The sequence below is a fragment of the Saccharothrix sp. genome (assembly GCF_031180885.1).
Lineage (GTDB): Bacteria > Actinomycetota > Actinomycetes > Mycobacteriales > Pseudonocardiaceae > Actinosynnema.
Map to the genome: position 1 here is coordinate 15,341 of NZ_JAPSLK010000015.1, position 18,510 is coordinate 33,850.

The following is an 18,510-nucleotide window of genomic DNA, read 5'->3' on the forward strand; positions in this document are numbered from 1 at the left end:
GATCCATGGACACCACGGCGCCGACCGTCGGGAGCAACCCCGCGATCGACACCTTGCCCGCCACCTTCCGGTGGGGTGTGGCGACCTCCGCGTACCAGATCGAGGGGGCGGTGCACGAGGACGGTCGCGGACCGTCCATTTGGGACACCTACTGCCGGACGCCCGGCATGGTCCACGAGGGCGACAACGGGGACGTCGCGTGCGACCACTACCACCGGATGCCCGAGGACGTGGCCCTCATCGGCTCGCTGGGCGTGGACACCTACCGGTTTTCCGTGGCGTGGCCGCGGGTCCAGCCCGGCGGCAAGGGGCCGGCCAACCCGGCGGGCCTGGCGTTCTACGACCGCCTGGTGGACGAACTGCTGGGCAAGGGCGTCGACCCGTGGGTCACGCTCTACCACTGGGACCTGCCGCAGGAACTGGAGGACGCGGGTGGCTGGCCCGAGCGCGACACCGCCTACCGGTTCGCCGACTACTCGATGCTGGTGTTCGACGCCCTGTCCGACCGCGTCCGCACGTGGACCACGTTGAACGAGCCGTGGTGCTCGGCGATGCTCGGCTACTACGAGGGCCGTCAGGCCCCGGGGCGCCGGGACTTCGAGGCCGCCATCCACGCCGTGCACCACCTGCTGCTCGGCCACGGCCTTGCGACGCAACGGATGCGCGCCGCCGCGACCGCGCCCACGGAGTTCGGCATCACCCTGAACATGGCCCACGCCTCACCCGCCACCGACAGCGATGCCGACCGCGAGGCCGCCCGCCGCGCCGACGGCCTGTCCCGCCGGCTGTACCTGGACCCGTTGCTGCGCGGGCACTACCCGGCGGACGTGGTGGAGGACCTGGCGGCGCGCAGCGTGAAACTCCCGGTGAACGACGGCGATCTGGAGATCATCAACCAGCCGATCGACGTGCTGGGCGTGAATTACTACTCCAGCCACCGCTTTTCCGGCGTGGACGAGCAGGGTCGGACGACGGACGCCGAGGGCCACCCGGTCGACCGCGCGGTCCCGTTCGGCCGCCCGGTCACCGCGATGGACTGGGAGATCGTGCCCGAGGGGTTCACCGACCTGCTGGTGCAGATCAGCGAGGAGTACCCCGGCGTGCCCATGGTGATCACCGAGAACGGGGCGGCGTTCGACGACGCCCTGGCCGGCGGCGTGGTCCAGGACGACGACCGCATCGAGTACCTGGCCTCGCACATCGCGGCGGTGGCGGAGGCCCGGTCGCGGGGCGCGGACGTGCGGGGCTACTTCGCGTGGTCGCTGATGGACAACTTCGAGTGGTCCTACGGGTACGCGAAGCGCTTCGGGCTCGTGCACGTCGACTACGACACGCAGGTGCGGACCCTGAAGAGCAGCGCTTTGTGGTACCGCGACACCATCCGCCGGGTGCGCGGCCGGTGACCGCGCTGCTGGTGCTCGGGCGGCCGGTGATCGGCGGTCGGTGATCGCCCGGCCGTGATCGCCCGGCCGTGATCGCCCGGCCGTGATCGCCCGGCCGTGATCGCGTGGCCGTGATCGCGTGGACGCCCCCGTTGTGCTCGCGGCGGGGGCGTCCGCTTCCGGCGTAGCTTCGGTGTCATGAGCGAACGAGGGCGGGTGCGGGTCGAGCAGGGGCAGAAGCGGGTCAGGGCTTACCTGGCGGGTTCGCTGGTGGTGGACACCGTGCGGCCGTACCTGGTGTGGGAGAAGCCGTACTACCCGACGTACTACCTGCCGGCCGAGGACGTGCGGGCGGACCTGGTGGAGACCGGCGAGGTGAAGCAGTCACCGAGCCGGGGCGAGGGCAAGGTCTACGACGTGAAGGTGGGCACGGCCGTCGCCGAGGGGGCCGCTCTCCGGTACGAGGAGTCACCTTTCAAGGAGTTGCGTCCCCTTGTGCGTCTTGAATGGGACGCGATGGACGAATGGTTCGAGGAGGACGAACCGGTCTACACGCACCCCCGCGACCCGTACACCCGGGTGGACGCGCTGCCCAGCTCGCGGCACATCCGGGTCGAGGTGGGCGGTGTGACGGTGGCCGAGTCGTCCCGTTCGGTGATCTTGTTCGAGACCGGGTTGCCGGCGCGGTACTACCTGCCGATGACCGACGTCCGGATGGACCTGCTGCGGTCGACCGACTTGCGCACCAGCTGCCCGTACAAGGGCACTGCCGAGTACTGGTCCGTGGTCATCGGTGACGAGGTGCACGAGAACATCGTGTGGGGCTACCGGACGCCGCTGCCGGAGAGCCGGAACGTGGCCGGGCTGGTCGCGTTCTACAACGAGAAGGTCGACATCTTCATCGACGGCGTCCGCGAGGAACGCACGCGCTCGCGGTTCAGCTGAGGCCACCGGGAGCGGACCGTTGCGCTGACCGCATTTTTCGGTAGTCGGCCGGGGGTGTGGGCAGCCCCCGGTCGGCGGATGGTCGGCGGGCGGCGGTCCGTTGGACAGTCGCCTGGTGCCCACCAACGTCTTCCCCGCGGCGCCCAAGGGCCACCGCGACCCACGGCTCGTCGTGCGCAAGATGGCGCTGCTCAACGCGCCGCACATGAAGCCGCTGACCGAGTTCGCGCGCAAGATCGCCGAGGAGCGCAAGGCCGAGGTGCCGCTGTTCGACCCGGCCAGCGGCGGGATCAACGCGAAGGTTCTCCTGCTGCTGGAGTCACCCGGGCCGAAGTCCGTCGCGGGGAACGGGTCCGGGCTCATCTCGCTGGACAACGACGACCAGACCGCCGTCAACGGCTTCACCGCGATGGCCGAGGCGGGCCTGTCCCGGCAGGTGTCCCTGAACTGGAACGTCGTCCCCTGGTACCTCAGCGGCCACGCCCCGACCCCCGCCGACCTGCGCGCGGCCATCCCGTACCTGGTCGAGCTGCTGCGGATGCTCAAGAGCCTCAAGGCGGTGGTCGTCCTCGGCACCCCGGCCGGCACCGGCTGGAACCTGTCCGGCAAGGGCCACGGCCTGAAGGTCTTCAACGCGCCGCACCCGTCGCCCCAGTCCATCAACCGGGACCGGGCGACCCGGTGGCCCCAGTTGGTGGAGGCGTTCCGCCAGGCGGCGGCGGCCATCGCGTAGGCCGATCAAGCAGGCGTTTTCACAAGCGGTTCCACCGAGGTGCGAGCGGGAGTTCACGGAGTCGGAATCGGTACACCCGAAAATTCCTTCAGGCATGTCGAATCCCGGCAGGCTGCTTCGTCGAACGGGTAGAGACACCGAACCCGGCCCCGCGCCCCGGAAGGAGCACCGCCATGAACGTCACCATCACCCACCGCGACCGATCCGTCCTCCGCGCCGTCGCGGCCGGCCGCTGCGTCTACACCGCCGGAACGCTGCTGGTCGACGGCCTGGCCTGCTGCGACCAGTTCCTCGGCCCCCGCCTGGTCCGGGCCGGCCTCATCGCGCCCCAACCCGGTGGCCCGGCCCACCTGACCCGAGCGGGCCTCGCCGCCCTGGCCCCCGCCGTCCCCACCGCCGCCTGAAAGCCCGGCCCCGGCCTGAAACTCGGCCGAGCCCGGACGCGGCCCGAAGCGCGGTTACGTCAGGGCGTGACCTCGCGCCCACTGCTCGAACCCGACCGCCGGCCGGCCGAGGACCCGTGACACGTCGTCGGTGACCCGCGCACCATGCCCCGCGCGCGCCCACATCACCCCGCTCCGCCACGCCGGGTCGACCACCGCCGGATCGACCTCCACCACCTCGACCGCCGCACCCCGCACCTCGCCCAGCACCGCCGCCTGCTCGGGAACGCTCATCGCCACCGGCCCGGTCAACTCGTAGACCCGGCCCGCGTGCCCGCCGACCAGCGCCTCCACCGCCACCGCGGCGATGTCCGCAGGGTCGATCACCCCGTGCTTGGCATCCCCGGTCATGTTGAACACCGGCGTGCGCAGCATGTTCGTGGCGAACATCGACGGCCGCAGCACGGTCCACTCCACGCCGCTGTCCATCACCGCTTCGTCGGCCGCCAGGTGGTGCGGCGCCAACACCTCGTTCTCGAAGGACTCCCCGCTGCCGATCGCTGAAAGCCGCACGATCCGCTGGACCCCGGCCTGCCGGGCTGCCGCGACGAACGCGAGGTCGTGGTCGGGGACCGGTGACTCCGGCGCGGTGACCAGGTAGGCCGCCGTCACGCCGTTCAGCGCGTTGCTCAGGGACTCGGGATCGGCGAAGTCGCCGAACACGTCGTCGGCGCGGGACGGGTTGCGGGTCATGCCGCGCACGGGCACGCCCCGGTCGACGAGGAGCTGTCGGACGAGACTGCCAGTGGTGCCGGTGACCCCGGTGATCAGGAACATGCCACCAGGATCGCCGGCAGACCCTGGTTCGGGATTGGAAAAACCGGCACAAACGAGCCGCTACTTCCTGGCCCGGCTGGGCGCGACCCGTGGCGGCTCGTTGGGCATCTTCGGGTACACGGGTGGCCAAGGCGCGTCCATCAGCCCGTTCGCCATGTCCAGCCGGGACATCTCCAGCAACGGCTCGATCGACTGCGGCTTCGCGGGCATCGCCTCCCACGGGTCCGGCCGCCCCGGAACGGTCGCGATGGTCAGCTGGTCCGGCTCGACGGTCCCCAGTTCCTCCCACGCGATCGGCGTCGACACCTGCGCCCCCACGCGGGGCCGGACGCACCACGCGCCGAAGACCGTCTTGTGCGGGGCGTTCTGGTTGAAATCGACGAAGACGCGGGAGCCGCGCTCCTCCTTCCACCACTGCGCGGTGATCTGCTCGGGGTGCCGGCGTTCCAGCTCGCGTGCCAACGCCACCGCCGCCGCCCGCACCTGGTAGCCGTCCCACCTGGGTTGCAACGCCACGTAGAGGTGCAGCCCGCGTGACCCGGTCGTCTTGACGTACGCCTCGATGCCCAGTTCGGCCAGCAACGACCGGGTCAGCCGCGCGGCCTCGCGGAGCTGCGGGAAGTCGACGCCGGGGGAGGGGTCGAGGTCGACGCGGAGTTCGTCGGTCACCTCGGGGTCCTCGGCGCGGATGGGCCACACGTGGAAGCCGAGGCAGCCGAGGTTCACCGCCCACAGGACGTGCCGGATGTCGGCGGCGACCAGGGCCTCGCTGGTGGTGCCGTTGGGCGTGGACACGGTGGTCGTCTGGAGCCAGTCGGGCGGCGACTTCGGCACCCGCTTCTGGAAGAACGACTTCCCGCCCGCGCCCTCCGGGTACCGCTCCATCAGCAGCGGACGGCCGCGCATGGTGCGCATGAGCGGTTCGGCGACGGACACGTAGTAATGGACCAGGTCGAGCTTGGTCTCCCCGCGCTGGGGGAAGAACACCTTGTCCGGGCTGGTGATGACGACGCCCTCGACCTCGGTCACAGCCCGAACACCTCCGCCGGCTCGGCCCTGGTCACAGCCCGAACACCTCCGCCAGTTCGGCCGGGGGCGCCTCATCGAGCTGGTCGTAGGTGCACGACTCGGGCGTCCGGTCGGGTCGGAAGCGGTTCAGCCGGGCGGTGTGCCGGAACCGGCGACCCTCCACGTGCTCGTACCGCACCTCCGCCACCAGCTCCGGCCGCAGCGGTTCCCACGCCATGTCCTTGGTCGGCGCCCACCGGCTGGCCGCGCCCGGCGTCCGCGCGTCGATGTGCGCCCACTCGCCCCACGGGTGGCCGTCGAGGGCGTTCTCGCGGTAGGGGGCCAGCTCGTCGACCAGCTCACGGCGGCGCGCGGCGGTGAAGCTGCTGGCCACGCCCACGCTCTGCAACCGGTCCCCGTCGTAGAGGCCCAGCATGAGCGACCCGACGCCCTCGCCGTCCTTGTGCCACCGGAACCCGGCGACCACGCAGTCCGCCGTGCGTTCGTGCTTGACCTTCCACATGACCCGTTTGTCCTGCTCGTACGGCAGGTCGGTGCGCTTGGCGACGACTCCGTCGAACCCGGCGCCCTCGAAGCGGGTGAACCAGTCCTGGGCCACGTCCGGGTCGTCGGTCGCGGGGGTGAGGTGGAGTCCCTTGGCCGGTCGCAGCGCCTGTTCGAGGAGCTTGCGGCGCTCGCCGAACGGGGTGGTGGTGAGGTCGCGGTCGCCCAGTGCGAGCAGGTCGAACGCCACGAACTCGGCCGGTGTTTCGGCGGCGAGCTTCCGGACGCGGGAGGCCGCCGGGTGCAGGCGGAACTGGAGCAGACCGAAGCTCAGGCCCTCGGGCGTGACGATGACGATCTCGCCATCCATCACGCAGCGCTCGGGCAGCCCTTCGCGGAGAAGTTCGACGACCTCGGGGAAGTACCTGGTCAACGGCCGGTCGTTGCGCGACCCGAGTTCGATCTCGTCCCCGTCCCGGAACACCACGCACCGGAACCCGTCCCACTTGGGCTCGTACACCAGCCCCGGCTCGCGCGGCACCTCGCGCACGGCCTTGGCCAGCATCGGGCGGACGGGCGGCATCACGGGCAGGTCCACGTCGGCGAGCCTAAGCCGAGAACGAGATTTCCACTCGACTTCGCCTTCGAGGGGTCATTGAGGACTGATCCTGACCGCAATGGGTCGTAGCGTCGGTGCCAACGACGAGGACGAAGGACGTGCACGATGACCGCCATGACGCTCTCCGCCGAGAAGACCGACCTGCTCAGCACCCTGGCCAAGCACCGCGGCTTCCTGAAGTACACGGTCCAGGGGATCACGGACGAGCAGGCGCGCTTGACGCCGACGGCGAGCGCGTTGTCACTGGGTGGGTTGATCAAGCACGTCCGGGATGTGGAGGAGAGCTGGATCCGGTTCGCGGTCGGTGGCGCGGAGCTGATGGAGAGCGTTCAGGGGGATTGGGAGAACGGATTCCGCTTGCTGCCGGAGGAGTCGCTGGCTGATGTGTTGGCGGCTTACGAGGAGACGGCCCGGAAGACGGATGAGCTGGTTGCTTCGTTGGACCTGAACGTTGCTCATGCGTTGCCGGAGGCGCCCTGGTTCGCGAAGGAGTCGTGGACGGTTCGGCGGGTGCTGCTCCACCTGATCGCCGAGACGTCGCAGCACGCGGGCCACGCGGACATCATCCGCGAGACCCTCGACGGCCAGAAGACCATGGGCTGACGCCCGCTCCTGCTCTCAGACCGACGCGCTTCGCGCTTTCAAGATCAACGCGCTTCGCGCTCTCAAGCGGACGCGCTTCGCGCTCTCAAGCGGACGCGCTTCGCGCTCTCAAGCGGACGCGCTTCGCGCTCTCAAGATCAAAAGCTTGAAAGATCACAAGCTACAAGCGGCGCTCGCCGCGCGGCAGGCCCCCGGGGGTAAAAGGGCGTCGGTTCGTCCCCCGTACGGCCTGCCGGAGGCAACCACCCTTCGCCCTTCTTGGCAACCGGTGAAGCGTGGTTGCCAAGAAGGGCGCAGCGCGGTTGGGCTGCGCCCAGGCCGTACGGGGGACGAACCGAGGCCCTTCCTGTGGCTGATAGCCCATAGGGGCGCCTGCGGCGTAAAGCAGCCGCTGCGCGGCGAGGGGTGGGGTGGGGGGTTGGCCCCGGGCCGGTACTGCTTGGTCTCGTTAGAGTGCGACTGAGTGGTCGGGTACGGGGAGTGGAGTGGGTATGGGGTTGAAGGTCGGGTACAAGGCGTCTGCCGAGCAGTTCGGGCCTCGGGAGTTGGTCGAGTACGCGGTTCGGGCCGAGGAGGTGGGGCTGGACAGCGTCAGCGTGTCCGACCACTTCCTGCCCTGGCGGCACGAAGGCGGGCACGCGCCGTTCGCGTTGTCCTGGCTTTCGGCCGTGGGGGAGCGGACCTCGCGGGTGGTGCTCGGGACCAGTGTGTTGACGCCGACCTTCCGCTACAACCCGGCCGTGGTGGCGCAGGCGTTCGCCACGCTGGGCCTGCTCTACCCGGGGCGGGTGTTCCTGGGCGTCGGGTCCGGGGAAGCGCTCAACGAGATCGCGGTGTCCGGGCGGGAGTGGCCGGAGTTCAAGGAGCGGTTCGCGCGGTTGCGGGAAGCGGTCCGGCTCATCCGGGAGTTGTGGACGCGGGACAACGTGAACTTCGACGGCGAGTTCTACAAGCTCGTCAACGCGAACATCTACGACCGGCCCGAGCAGCCCGTGCCCATCTATGTTGCGGCCGGTGGTCCGACCGTGGCCAAGTACGCGGGGCGTGCGGGGGATGGGTTCATCTGCACGTCCGGCAAGGGGATGGAGCTGTACACCGAGCAGTTGATGCCGGCGGTCGTGGCGGGGGCGGAGGCGGCCGGGCGCGATGTCGGCGAGATCGACCGGATGATCGAGGTCAAGCTGTCCTACGACCGCGACCCCGCTAAGGCGTTGGAGAACACCCGGTTCTGGGCTCCGCTGTCGTTGACGCCGGAGCAGAAGCACAGCGTGGACAGCGCCGAGGAGATGGAGCGGCTGGCCGACGAGCTGCCCATCGAGCAGGTCGCCAAGCGCTGGATCGTGGCCTCCGACCCGGAGGACGCGGTCGCGCAGATCAAGCCGTACGTGGACGCCGGGCTCAACCACCTGGTGTTCCACGGTCCCGGGCACGACCAGGAGCGGTTCCTGACGCAGTTCGCCGAGGACGTGTTGCCCTTGCTGCGGAAGTTGGGCTGACCTGCGAGAGCGCCACCGGCGGGGAGCCGGTGGCGCTCTCGCGGGGGTCAGGACAGGAATTCGGCGGCGAAGCGGCGTAGCGGTTCGTCGTCTCGGGCGACGAAACCGATCACCAACTCCTGCACGCCGGCCTCCTCGTACCGGGCGATGCGCTCGCGGATGGTGTCGAGCGTCCCGATCAGGCCGTAGGACGCCAGGTCGCCCGGGAACGCGAAGTCCGTGCCGGGCGGCAGCATGGCGCGGGCCTCGTCGTCGGTGTCGGCGATGATGCACAGGGTCGTCGTGGTGCGCTTGATCTGCTCGTAGTCGGTGCCGAGGTCGGCGCAGTGCTTGCGCAGCACGTCGTACTTGTGGGTCAACTGCTCGGGCGACTCGATGACGTTGCACGCGTCGCCGTGCTGCGCCACGATCCGCAGCGTCACCCGCTCGCCGCCGCCGGCGATCATCAGCGGGATGCGCGGCTGGACGCCCTTGGGCTGGTTCACCGCCCCGCGCACGGAGTAGAAGCGGCCCTCGAAGGTGGCCTCGTCCTCGGTCCACATCGCGCGCACGACCTTGACGGCTTCCTCCAGCCGCCGCAGCCGTTCGCCCGCCGATCCGAACTCGTAGCCGTAGCCGGTGTAGTCCGGCTCGTACCAGCCCGCGCCGATGCCGAACGTGAACCGGCCGTGGGAGATCACGTCCACGGTCGACGCCATCTTCGCCTGGAGGGCGGGGTTGCGGTAGCTGTTGCCGGTCACCAGGTGGCCCAGGCGGATCCGGGACGTCTCGCGGGCCATCGCGGTGAGCGTGGTCCACGCCTCGAAGAGGTAGTCCTGCGACGACGTGACGGTGTGCAGGTGGTCGGGTGCCCACAGGGTGTGGTAGCCGCTTTCGTCGGCGGTCTTCGCCAGGCGGACCAGGGAGTCGAAGGCCGCGACCGGGTCGGTGGCGCCGGCGAAGTCGAGGGCGAAGCCGGTGGGTAAGAAGACGGAGTACTCCATGAAGTGCAGACCTCGCCCGCACCGGAAAGGAGTCGGTTCAGAAGCGGCAGAAGCGGCGGACCCGCTCGGCGTGCGAGGGGTACTGCTCCGCGACCTCGTCCGCCTTGGCGAAGCTGACCACTTCGTCGGTGTACGGCGGCACCACGACCGTTCCCACGAGGGACCACTCGCCCGCCGGTTCGCTGGCCTGCCACACCCCGGCGGGGACGATCACCTGGGGCCGCTGGCCCGCCGCCAGGTCCGGACCGAGCACCGGTTCCTCGACGCGCCCGCCCGGGTGCAGCAGCAGCATCCGCAGCGGTGAGCCGGCGTGGTAGGCGTAGACCTCCAAGTGGGTCAGGACGTGCAGGCCGGAGAACTCGGGCGCGCGCAGCAGGTAGTAGATCGCCGACGCCTCCGCCGACCGCCAGGACTGGCCGAAGTGCCCGCCCTCCACCGGCAGCTCTTCCAGCCCCAGCAGGGAGATCGCCTCGTCGGGGGTCATGTCAGCCCCGCCTCCACCGATCCGTGCACCACGACCATGCCCTTCCCCAGTCGTTTCGCCGTGTACATGGCCGCGTCCGCGCTGCCCAGCAGGTCGTCCGCGGTGAGCGCCGGGTCGTGGGTGTCCCGGTGCGAGATGCCGATGCTGGCCCGGATCAGGTGCTCACCGCCCGCGGTGCGGTGCGGTGACGCCATCGCGGCCAGCACCCGGTTGCCGATCTCCTCCGGCTGGGCCGGGTAGCCGTCGACCAGGATGCCGAACTCGTCGCCGCCCAGCCGCGCCACCGTGTCCTGCGGGCGCACGCAGTGCTGGAGGCGTTCGGCGACGATCCGCAGGACGGCGTCACCCTCGGCGTGGCCGTAGTTGTCGTTGACGTCCTTGAACCCGTCCACGTCGATGAACAGCACCACCAGCGGGTCGGGCCGGTCCAGCGCCGCGTTCAGGCGTTCGCGGAACAGCACGCGGTTGGCCACCCCGGTCAACGGGTCGTGGTAGGCCTGGTGGCGCAGGCGTTCGCGGCTGTCCCGGAGCTGTTCGAGCAGCTTGACGTTGTCGATCAGGGTGAACAGCTGCCGCGCGATCACCAGCAGCACCACGCCGAGGCCCACGTAGATCTCGAACGGGTTGAGCCGGACGCCCGTCGCCGTCCCCACGACGATGAACAGGCCGGTGACCAGCATCGGCAGGTACGGCACGAGGATGTGCAGCATCTCGCCCGCGCGGAGCCGCCCGGTCCCGGACCGCTCCCGGCGCGGGCTGCTCGGCGCGATGGAGGACAGGAAGAACATCGCCGGGCAGATCATGAACCCGATGTCCGCGGCCGTGGGGATCGCCGTCGCGCCCTTGCTCACGAGGAACGCGAACACCCACCCCGACGACGACTGCGCCAGCCCGGCGATCGCGACGAACATCATCGGGAGTTGGCGCACGGAGCGGTGGGACCAGGAGGACACCAGCAGGACCACGAGCATCACCAGGTAGGCGGCCGGGTGCGCCACGACGGTCGCGAAACCCGGGCCGGAGGTGGCCCAGGCCCGGACCATCGACTCCAGCAGCGAGACCCAGGTCAGGACGAACAGCGAGCCGACGACGATCAGGCCGTCGAGGACGATGACGACCTTGCTGCGGTGGTTGGGCAGCGAGCCTGGGCCGCCGTGTCCCAGGACGAGTACGGCGAAGAGGACCAGGACCGGGACGAGGATGAAACCCAGTGGGGCCACGGTGGTCGAGGGGAGTGAAACGCCGAGGAACACCTGTCCCCAGATCCACGCGCACAGGCCGACCGAAAGGCTCGCCATCGCCGCGGCCATCCAGAGCCGCCACCGCCGTGCGGTGCCCTGCCTGCGCAAACCGGCGCGCCAGTAGCAGACCATCGCGGCGATCGCGCCCACGAGCTGCACGAACTTGTCGATGGCGACGGAGGTTTGCCGGTCCAGGACCCCCGAGACGCTGAGAGAGACGACCGCGACCAGAAGAAGGCAGACGGCAGCCGTGATGAGGCCGAACCGTCTCAGGGTCATGGCACCCCGCCTATGCCGCGACTGGAGTCGATCAGGTGACCGAGCCACTGTAGTGACACCGTAACGCTCCGTGGACGCCGGGGTGTCCGGTTGTGACCGAACGCGTGTCGAACAGGGGTGGGCACCACCCAACCGGTACGGTTCGAACTGGTGTTCGTGGCGGCGTTTCTGAGAGGACCAGCGTGCGCGTGTTCGGTGTCGACCCAGGCCTGACCCGATGTGGTTTCGGCGTGGTCGACGGAGGTCCCGGGCGTACGGTTCGGCCCGTTGCGGTGGATGTCCTCCGCACGCCCGTGGACGCCGATTTGGCGATGCGGCTGCTCGAATTGTCGAATGCCGTCGAACACTGGCTGGACGAGTACAAGCCCGATGTGGTCGCCGTGGAACGGGTCTTCAGCCAGTACAACGTCCGCACCGCGATGGGCACCGCCCAGGCCGGTGGCGTGGTCGCGCTGGCCGCCGCCCGCCGGAACCTGCCGGTCACCTTCCACACCCCCAGCGAGGTCAAGGCCGCCGTCACCGGCTCCGGTCGCGCGGACAAGAAGCAGGTCACCGCGATGGTGACGAAACTGCTCGGCCTCAAGGCCGCGCCCAAGCCCGCCGACGCCGCCGACGCGCTCGCCCTCGCCATCTGCCACCTGTGGCGCGCACCCATGCGGTCGCGCCTGGAGGAAGCCCAAGCCAGGGCGGCTGAACTCGCCCGGACGCACCGCGCGAGACTTGCCCAGGCCGCCGCCCGCACGACCGGAGGGAAGACCCAGTGATTTCGTCGCTTCGTGGACAGGTGCTGTCCATCGGACTCGATCACGCGGTCGTCGAGGTGGGGGGCGTCGGGTTCGCCGTGCAGGCCACGCCCGCCACGCTGGCGACGCTGCGCCGCGGCGAGGAGACCGCCCTGGCCACCGCCCTGGTCGTGCGCGAGGACTCGCTGACCCTGTTCGGGTTCGCCGACGCCGAGGCGCGCGAGCTGTTCGGCCTGCTCCAGACCGTGTCGGGCATCGGGCCGCGGCTCGCCCTGGCCACGCTGGCCGTGCTGGAGCCGGACAAGCTGCGGGCCGCGCTCGCCGAGGGCAACATCACCGTGCTCACCCAGGTCCCCGGCATCGGCCGCAAGGGCGCGGAGCGGCTGTGCATCGAGCTGCGGGACAAGGTCGGCCAGCTTCCCTCGGCGACCCCGGCCGCCTCGAACACCGGCCAGGTGCGCACCCAGGTCGCCGAAGCCCTCCTGGGCCTGGGCTTCCCGGCCAAGCAGGCCGAGCAGGCCGTGGACACCGTGCTGGCCGACGACAGCGCGCAGACCACCTCCGAGGTCCTCCGCAAGGCGCTGGCGATGCTGGGCCGCAAGCGATGAGCTTCGAAGAAGACGACACGCTCAACCCCCTGCCCGACCCGGCGGAGCGGGACGTCGAGTCCACCCTGCGTCCCCGCGACCTGCACGAGTTCGTCGGCCAGCCCAAGGTGCGCGAGCAGCTCGAACTGGTCCTGCGCGGGGCCATGCGGCGCGGCGCGCCACCGGACCACGTGCTGCTGTCCGGGCCGCCCGGCCTGGGCAAGACATCGCTGGCCATGATCATCGCGGCCGAGCTCGGCGCGTCGCTGCGGATCACCTCCGGCCCGGCCCTGGAACGCGCCGGCGACCTCGCCGCGATGCTGTCCAACCTGGTCGAGGGCGACGTGCTGTTCATCGACGAGATCCACCGGATGGCCCGCCCCGCCGAGGAGATGCTGTACCTGGCGATGGAGGACTTCCGGGTCGACGTGGTGGTCGGCAAGGGGCCGGGCGCGACCAGCATTCCGCTGGACATCGCGCCGTTCACGCTGGTCGGGGCCACCACGCGGTCCGGTGCGCTGACCGGTCCGCTGCGCGACCGGTTCGGCTTCACCGGGCACATGGAGTTCTACAGCCCGGACGAGCTGGAGCTGATCATCCGTCGGTCGGCCAAGATCCTCGGCGTCGACCTGCGCGAGGACGGCGCCCGGGAGATCGCGGGCCGCTCCCGGGGCACGCCCCGCATCGCCAACCGGCTGCTGCGCCGGGTCCGGGACTTCGCCGAGGTGCGCGCGGACGGCGCGGTGACCCGCGAGGTGGCCCGGGACGCGCTGGCCGTCTACGACGTGGACGAACTGGGCCTTGACCGGCTGGACCGGGCCGTCCTGGGCGCGCTGGTGCGCTCGTTCGGCGGTGGTCCGGTGGGCGTGTCCACGTTGGCCGTCGCGGTGGGGGAGGAGCCGACGACGGTGGAGGAGGTGTGCGAGCCTTATCTGGTGCGCGCGGGCATGCTGGCCCGCACGCCCCGCGGCCGGGTCGCGACCGCCGCCGCCTGGCTGCACCTGGGCCTCCAGCCCCCCGCGAAGGCCCCCGGCGACGCCGGTCGAACCCTGTTCGACGACGCCGGCGACTGAGCGGGTTCGCTCACCTGGCACAATCGGCGGCGGCACCCCAGGAAATCCGGACGTTCCGGGCAGACCAGTCCCGCCGCGCCCGGTTGAACGGAGAATGATGGGCAACCTGTCTTCCTTGATGTTCCCGCTGCTGCTCGTGCTGCTGGCCGTGCCGCTGTTCCTCAGCGCGCGCAAGCAGAAGAAGGCGGCGGCCGAGCAGCAGGCGCTCCTCAAGTCCCTCGAGCCCGGTGACCGCGTGATGACGACCTCGGGTCTCTACGCCACGGTCGCCGACGCGAGCGACGACGAGACGATCGAGCTCGAGATCGCCCCCGGCGTGGTCACCACGTGGCTGCGGCCCGCGATCCGCGAGAAGGTCAACCCCGTCACCGACGTGGACGAGACCGACGCGGTCGTGGACGACGTCGAGGACGCGCCCGTCGCGGAGACCGAGACCGCGCAGCAGGACTCCAAGAAGTGAGTCGCACGGCGAAAGGGGTTGTGCCGCACCCGCGGCGCAACCCCTTTCGCCGCCGCGCACCCATTGCCTTCACACCCGGTGAAACCGGGTCAAGTGTGAACGCCGTCCGGCCGATGTGATTGGTCCGGTTAACGCATTATGGCCGGTCGGGATAGCCGGCCGGTTGTTGCGGAACCGGTTCGGAACCGGTGACAGACAACTCACACGGTGCGGGGTACGCTGCGCAATCACCCGGCAGGGCAGTGCCGGGTGGGCAAGCGCTGCCCTGGTCCGTATCGCACGGTCGCGGCGGCGTTCGACATCTCAACGACAGTTGCAGGAGACGGACGGACCGTGGCACCCCCGGCCGGGCAAATCCGCCCCGCGAAGTACCTGGGCGCGTTTGTCCTCATCGTGGTCGCGCTGTACTCCTTGGTGTTCTTCACCGGGGACGGCAAAGCGACCCCCAAGCTCGGCATCGATCTCCAGGGCGGCACGCGGGTCACGCTGACCGCGCGCGCCCCTGACGGCCAAACGCCGACCGACCAGGCCCTCAACCAGGCCAGGGAGTTGATCGAGACCCGGGTGAACGGTCTCGGTGTCTCCGGCGCGGAGGTCGTCCGCGACGGCACCAACCTGGTGATCACGGTGCCCGGCACGGACAGCGAGGGCGCCAAGCGCCTGGGCCAGACCGCGAAGCTGAACTTCCGCAAGGTCATCGGCTCGCCGCAGCCCAACGCGCCGGAGCCCGCGCCCACGACCGCCCCGACCACGTCCGGTTCGGCCGCGCCCACCACGACGACGGCCCCGCCGGCGGGTTCGGAGACGGCGTCCGCGCCGACCACCACCGCCCAGGGCCGCCCGGCCCCGGCGCTGGAGCAGCAGCCGACCGACACGGCCACGCCGCCCGCGACGACCACCCCGTCGGCGCCGACCGAGCCGCAGGTGGACTGCCGGAAGGTGTTCAACGGCGAGTACTCGGCCAAGACCGAGGACGCCATCAAGGAGTCCCGGACCTGCCGCCAGGACCCCGCGCTGACCACGCTGGACGCGCAGACGGTGTCCCAGGCGCTCGCGGCCTTCACCTGCCCGAAGAAGGACCCGCTGCTGGGCAACGACGACCCGGCGCTGCCGCTGCTGACCTGCGACCAGAAGAACGAGTTCAAGTACGTGCTCGCGCCGGTGTTCCCGGCCAAGGACGCGCAGGTCAAGGACGACGACTTCAGCCTGTACTCGCGGCTGACCGGTGAGGACGTCGCCAACGCGATCTCCGGCACCGACCCGCAGGGCGCGGGCTTCGTCGTGGACCTCACCTTCAAGGGCGAGGGCGGCGAGAAGTGGGGCAAGTTCACCTCGGCGAACGTGTCCCAGCAGGTCGCGGTGGTCCTGGACACCCAGGTCGTGTCCGCGCCGAACATCAACGAGCCCATCCTGGGCGGCAACACCCAGATCTCCGGCCAGTTCTCGCAGAAGGACGCCGAGGGCCTGGCCAACGTGCTGAAGTACGGCTCGCTGCCGCTGTCCTTCGAGGCCTCCGAGGCCGAGACGGTGTCCGCGACGCTGGGCCTGGCCTCGCTGAAGGCCGGTCTGATCGCGGGCGGCATCGGCCTGGCGCTGGTGTTCGTGTACTGCCTGTTCTACTACCGGCTGCTGGGCGTGCTGACGATCCTGTCGCTGGCGCTGTCCGGCGTGGTGGTCTACGCGGTGCTGGTGCTGCTGGGCCGCTGGATCGGGTTCACCCTGGACCTGGCCGGCATCGCCGGTTTCATCGTGGCGATCGGTATCACCGCGGACTCGTTCGTGGTGTTCTTCGAACGCTTGAAGGACGAGATGCGCGAGGGCCGGTCGTTCCGGTCGGCGACCCCGCGCGCCTGGGTCCGGTCCCGTCGTACGATCCTGTCGGCGGACGCGGTCAGCTTCCTCGCCTCGGCCATCCTGTACGTGATCGCCGTGGGCCAGGTGAAGGGCTTCGCGTTCACCCTCGGCATGTCGACCGTGCTCGACCTGGTCGTGGTCTTCCTGGTCACGCACCCGCTGGTCGCGATGGTCTCCAAGTCGAAGTCCCTGTCCAACCCGAAGCTGTCCGGCCTGGGCGGTGCGGCTGCGGCCGGCGCCGGTTCGCGGACCGCCGTTCCGGCGGGCAAGACCGCCGCGAAGGAGGTCTGAGCCCCATGTCCAAGGGGAACGTCTTCCAGCGCCTGTACGTCGGCAACGGTGCCTTCGACATCGTCGGCAAGCGCCGGCGCTGGTACGTGCTGTTCGGCGTGATCCTGCTGGTGTGCCTGGCGTCGATCATCTTCCGCGGCTTCAACCTCGGCATCGACTTCACCGGCGGCACCCGGATCCAGATGCCGGCGCAGAGCGCGTCCGGCGCGATCAGCGTCGAGGCGGCCAAGGAGAGCTTCGCCAAGGCCGTCGGCAAGGACCCGGCCGCGGTGCAGACCGTCGGCACCGGCGACGCCACGACCATCCAGATCCGGTCCGAGACGCTGGACGCGGCCACGGTCGCCACGCTGAAGGAGGGCCTGAACAACGACCTCAAGCCCAACGGCGGGGTCCAGGCCATCAGCGACAGCGCGGTGTCGGCGTCGTGGGGCGGTGAGATCACCACCAAGGCGCTGATCGCGCTCGGCGTGTTCTTCCTCGCCGTGGCGATCTTCCTGGCGCTGTACTTCGAGTGGCAGATGGCCGTGGCCGCGCTGGTCGCGGTGGTGCACGACGTGCTGATCACGGCCGGCGTGTACTCGCTGGTCGGCTTCGAGGTCTCGCCCGCGACGGTGATCGGTCTGCTCACCATCCTCGGCTTCTCGCTGTACGACACGGTGGTCGTGTTCGACAAGGTCAAGGAGAACACCCGCGGCCTGCTCGGCCTGACCCGCCGGACCTACGGCGAGGCGGCCAACCTGGCGGTCAACCAGACCCTGATGCGGTCGATCAACACCTCGCTCATCGCGCTGCTGCCCGTGCTGGGCCTGCTCGCGATCGGCGTGGGCCTGCTCGGCGTCGGCACGCTCAAGGACCTGGCGCTGGTGCAGTTGACCGGTATGGCGATCGGCGCGCTGTCGTCGATCTTCATCGCCACCCCGGTCGCGGTCGACCTGAAGATGCGCGACCCGAAGTACCAGGCCCAGGCGGCCCGGGTGCGGGCGCGCCGGGACAACCTGGCCCGCAAGGCGTCGGGCGAGGTGCTGACCGGCGGCGACGTGGTCGAGTCGACCGACGACGAGGCCCTGAAGGCGGAACTGCGGCACGAGAAGGCCCTGGCCGCCGCGGCCGGCACCCCGTCCCGCACCGCGAAGGCGGGCGACGCCCGCCGCCGCCCGACCGGCAAGAAGCACCGTTGAAGCTGGACAAGGCCCTAGGGCTGCTGCGTGAGGTCCCGGACTTCCCCCAACCGGGGGTCGTCTTCCGGGACCTCACGCCCGTCCTGGCCGACCCCGACGCGCTGCGGGCGGTGGTCGACGCGCTGCAGGACAAGATCCACCCTGACACCCAGGTGGTCGCGGCCATCGAGTCGCGCGGGTTCCTGCTGGGCGCGGCCCTGGGCTACGGCTGGCGGTACGGGGTGGTGCCGCTGCGCAAGCCCGGCAAACTGCCGGCGGTGGCGCACCGGATCTCCTACGACCTGGAGTACGGGACGGCGACCCTGGAACTCCCGGCCGAGTCGATCACGCCTGGTCAGCAGGTCGTCGTGGTCGATGACGTGCTGGCCACGGGTGGCACGGCGGCGGCTGCCTGCGCGTTGGTGGAGCGGGCGGGCGGTGTGGTGACGGGTGTGTCGGTGGTCTTGGAGATCCCCGGCTTGGGTGGCCGGGACCGGTTGGCCGGTCGTTCGGTCAATGCCCTGCTGGCGGTCTGAACCGGCTTTACCCAGCACGCGGCCCGAATTCCGTTTGCGTGCCCGCAAGAGTGCGGTGAATTCCGTCGGACTTTGTCCGGATGCTCGGACAGGTCCGCCTGAACAGGCAAAACCCCGGCGGACTGTCCGGGACAGTCCCAACCCCTTGGCGGGCCTGCGCCACTTTGCCAAGCTGAACCGGCGTGAATCGGTCCGGGCCGGAGGGGTCCACCACGCACGACCGGGAATTCGAATTCGTCGATTCTCATGCCGGTCCACCGGTGTGGTGGCGCACCGCGGGGTTGCGCCACCACACCGGTGCCGGGTCGCCCC

19 protein-coding genes are annotated in these 18,510 nt (G+C 70.3%); 13 read left to right on the forward strand and 6 right to left on the reverse strand.

Annotation, left to right across the window (positions count from 1 at the left end):
- Nucleotides 1-5 precede the first annotated feature (5 nt).
- The 4 genes from RIN75_RS19335 (at nucleotide 6) to RIN75_RS19350 (ending at nucleotide 3,464) form a co-directional block, all read left to right on the forward strand.
- Entirely contained in the window at nucleotides 6-1,403 is a 1,398-nt protein-coding gene (locus tag RIN75_RS19335) for a GH1 family beta-glucosidase (protein WP_309113363.1), read from the forward strand.
- 177 nt (nucleotides 1,404-1,580) lie between these two features.
- A complete protein-coding gene (locus RIN75_RS19340) occupies nucleotides 1,581-2,327 on the forward strand; it encodes a DUF427 domain-containing protein (RefSeq protein WP_309113364.1) in 747 nt (248 codons plus the stop codon).
- A gap of 115 nt (nucleotides 2,328-2,442) precedes the next feature.
- Nucleotides 2,443-3,060: a uracil-DNA glycosylase gene (locus RIN75_RS19345; protein WP_309113365.1), complete on the forward strand. Its 618-nt coding sequence runs from the start codon at nucleotides 2,443-2,445 to the stop codon at nucleotides 3,058-3,060.
- Nucleotides 3,061-3,233: 173 nt separating this feature from the next.
- Nucleotides 3,234-3,464, forward strand: coding sequence for a hypothetical protein (locus tag RIN75_RS19350; RefSeq protein ID WP_309113366.1), 231 nt, complete (start codon nucleotides 3,234-3,236; stop codon nucleotides 3,462-3,464).
- A 54-nt stretch (nucleotides 3,465-3,518) separates the two neighbouring features.
- Here the strand turns inward: RIN75_RS19350 and RIN75_RS19355 are convergent, their stop codons facing one another.
- The 3 genes from RIN75_RS19355 to RIN75_RS19365 are packed head-to-tail and all read right to left on the reverse strand — an operon-like array spanning nucleotide 3,519 to nucleotide 6,390.
- Nucleotides 3,519-4,280, reverse strand: coding sequence for an NAD(P)H-binding protein (locus RIN75_RS19355; protein ID WP_309113367.1), 762 nt, complete (start codon nucleotides 4,278-4,280; stop codon nucleotides 3,519-3,521).
- Nucleotides 4,281-4,340: 60 nt separating this feature from the next.
- On the reverse strand, nucleotides 4,341-5,384 hold the full coding sequence (gene ligD / locus RIN75_RS19360; protein ID WP_375295981.1) for a non-homologous end-joining DNA ligase: 1,044 nt from the start codon (nucleotides 5,382-5,384) through the stop codon (nucleotides 4,341-4,343).
- Entirely contained in the window at nucleotides 5,341-6,390 is a 1,050-nt protein-coding gene (locus tag RIN75_RS19365; RefSeq protein WP_309113369.1) for an ATP-dependent DNA ligase, read from the reverse strand. The genes ligD and RIN75_RS19365 overlap by 44 nt, the downstream gene beginning before the upstream one ends.
- Nucleotides 6,391-6,516: 126 nt before the next feature.
- Here RIN75_RS19365 and RIN75_RS19370 point away from each other — a divergent pair, with 126 nt between their 5' ends.
- Both RIN75_RS19370 and fgd read left to right on the forward strand, forming a co-directional pair.
- Nucleotides 6,517-7,014: a DinB family protein gene (locus RIN75_RS19370; RefSeq protein ID WP_309113370.1), complete on the forward strand. Its 498-nt coding sequence runs from the start codon at nucleotides 6,517-6,519 to the stop codon at nucleotides 7,012-7,014.
- A gap of 491 nt (nucleotides 7,015-7,505) precedes the next feature.
- Nucleotides 7,506-8,510: a glucose-6-phosphate dehydrogenase (coenzyme-F420) gene (fgd, locus tag RIN75_RS19375; RefSeq protein ID WP_309113371.1), complete on the forward strand. Its 1,005-nt coding sequence runs from the start codon at nucleotides 7,506-7,508 to the stop codon at nucleotides 8,508-8,510.
- Nucleotides 8,511-8,557: 47 nt separating this feature from the next.
- Here fgd and RIN75_RS19380 read toward each other — a convergent pair whose 3' ends face one another.
- From RIN75_RS19380 to RIN75_RS19390, 3 genes are read right to left on the reverse strand one after another with little or no spacing between them, the layout of a single operon-like run.
- Complete coding sequence (locus tag RIN75_RS19380; protein ID WP_309113372.1) at nucleotides 8,558-9,493, reverse strand: LLM class F420-dependent oxidoreductase; 936 nt, start codon at nucleotides 9,491-9,493, stop codon at nucleotides 8,558-8,560.
- A 37-nt stretch (nucleotides 9,494-9,530) separates the two neighbouring features.
- Complete coding sequence (locus RIN75_RS19385; protein WP_309113373.1) at nucleotides 9,531-9,977, reverse strand: cupin domain-containing protein; 447 nt, start codon at nucleotides 9,975-9,977, stop codon at nucleotides 9,531-9,533.
- The gene (locus RIN75_RS19390) at nucleotides 9,974-11,497 is read right to left on the reverse strand and encodes a GGDEF domain-containing protein (protein ID WP_309113374.1); all 1,524 of its coding nucleotides are present in this window, start codon (nucleotides 11,495-11,497) and stop codon (nucleotides 9,974-9,976) included. The genes RIN75_RS19385 and RIN75_RS19390 overlap by 4 nt, the downstream gene beginning before the upstream one ends.
- A gap of 182 nt (nucleotides 11,498-11,679) precedes the next feature.
- Between RIN75_RS19390 and ruvC the strand changes: the two genes are divergently transcribed.
- The 7 genes from ruvC to RIN75_RS19425 all read left to right on the forward strand — a co-directional run bounded on the left by ruvC (nucleotide 11,680) and on the right by RIN75_RS19425 (nucleotide 18,198).
- Entirely contained in the window at nucleotides 11,680-12,261 is a 582-nt protein-coding gene (ruvC, locus tag RIN75_RS19395) for a crossover junction endodeoxyribonuclease RuvC (protein ID WP_309113375.1), read from the forward strand.
- On the forward strand, nucleotides 12,258-12,848 hold the full coding sequence (ruvA, locus tag RIN75_RS19400) for a Holliday junction branch migration protein RuvA (protein WP_309113376.1): 591 nt from the start codon (nucleotides 12,258-12,260) through the stop codon (nucleotides 12,846-12,848). Before ruvC ends, ruvA begins: the two co-directional genes overlap by 4 nt.
- Nucleotides 12,845-13,900, forward strand: coding sequence for a Holliday junction branch migration DNA helicase RuvB (ruvB, locus tag RIN75_RS19405; RefSeq protein ID WP_309113377.1), 1,056 nt, complete (start codon nucleotides 12,845-12,847; stop codon nucleotides 13,898-13,900). The genes ruvA and ruvB overlap by 4 nt, the downstream gene beginning before the upstream one ends.
- 97 nt (nucleotides 13,901-13,997) lie before the next feature.
- Nucleotides 13,998-14,360 carry a preprotein translocase subunit YajC gene (gene yajC, locus RIN75_RS19410; RefSeq protein WP_375295982.1) on the forward strand — a complete coding sequence of 121 codons (363 nt, stop codon included), beginning with the start codon at nucleotides 13,998-14,000 and terminating at the stop codon, nucleotides 14,358-14,360.
- 333 nt (nucleotides 14,361-14,693) lie between these two features.
- On the forward strand, nucleotides 14,694-16,505 hold the full coding sequence (secD, locus tag RIN75_RS19415; RefSeq protein WP_309113378.1) for a protein translocase subunit SecD: 1,812 nt from the start codon (nucleotides 14,694-14,696) through the stop codon (nucleotides 16,503-16,505).
- 5 nt (nucleotides 16,506-16,510) lie between these two features.
- A complete protein-coding gene (gene secF / locus RIN75_RS19420; protein ID WP_309113379.1) occupies nucleotides 16,511-17,683 on the forward strand; it encodes a protein translocase subunit SecF in 1,173 nt (390 codons plus the stop codon).
- Entirely contained in the window at nucleotides 17,680-18,198 is a 519-nt protein-coding gene (locus tag RIN75_RS19425) for an adenine phosphoribosyltransferase (protein ID WP_309113380.1), read from the forward strand. The genes secF and RIN75_RS19425 overlap by 4 nt, the downstream gene beginning before the upstream one ends.
- The last annotated feature ends 312 nt before the right edge of the window (nucleotides 18,199-18,510 follow it).

Bases quoted from the DNA above. Each gene is read 5' to 3' on its own strand.
- RIN75_RS19380 (WP_309113372.1), bottom strand. From the start codon at position 9,493: ATGGAGTACTCCGTCTTCTTACCCACCGGCTTCGCCCTCGACTTCGCC.
- ruvB (WP_309113377.1), top strand. From the start codon at position 12,845: ATGAGCTTCGAAGAAGACGACACGCTCAACCCCCTGCCCGACCCGGCG.
- RIN75_RS19340 (WP_309113364.1), top strand. From the start codon at position 1,581: ATGAGCGAACGAGGGCGGGTGCGGGTCGAGCAGGGGCAGAAGCGGGTC.
- RIN75_RS19355 (WP_309113367.1), bottom strand. From the start codon at position 4,280: ATGTTCCTGATCACCGGGGTCACCGGCACCACTGGCAGTCTCGTCCGA.
- RIN75_RS19385 (WP_309113373.1), bottom strand. From the start codon at position 9,977: ATGACCCCCGACGAGGCGATCTCCCTGCTGGGGCTGGAAGAGCTGCCG.
- yajC (WP_375295982.1), top strand. From the start codon at position 13,998: ATGGGCAACCTGTCTTCCTTGATGTTCCCGCTGCTGCTCGTGCTGCTG.
- RIN75_RS19390 (WP_309113374.1), bottom strand. From the start codon at position 11,497: ATGACCCTGAGACGGTTCGGCCTCATCACGGCTGCCGTCTGCCTTCTT.
- RIN75_RS19335 (WP_309113363.1), top strand. From the start codon at position 6: ATGGACACCACGGCGCCGACCGTCGGGAGCAACCCCGCGATCGACACC.
- RIN75_RS19350 (WP_309113366.1), top strand. From the start codon at position 3,234: ATGAACGTCACCATCACCCACCGCGACCGATCCGTCCTCCGCGCCGTC.
- RIN75_RS19370 (WP_309113370.1), top strand. From the start codon at position 6,517: ATGACCGCCATGACGCTCTCCGCCGAGAAGACCGACCTGCTCAGCACC.
- secF (WP_309113379.1), top strand. From the start codon at position 16,511: ATGTCCAAGGGGAACGTCTTCCAGCGCCTGTACGTCGGCAACGGTGCC.
- fgd (WP_309113371.1), top strand. From the start codon at position 7,506: ATGGGGTTGAAGGTCGGGTACAAGGCGTCTGCCGAGCAGTTCGGGCCT.
- ligD (WP_375295981.1), bottom strand. From the start codon at position 5,384: ATGAGGCGCCCCCGGCCGAACTGGCGGAGGTGTTCGGGCTGTGACCAG.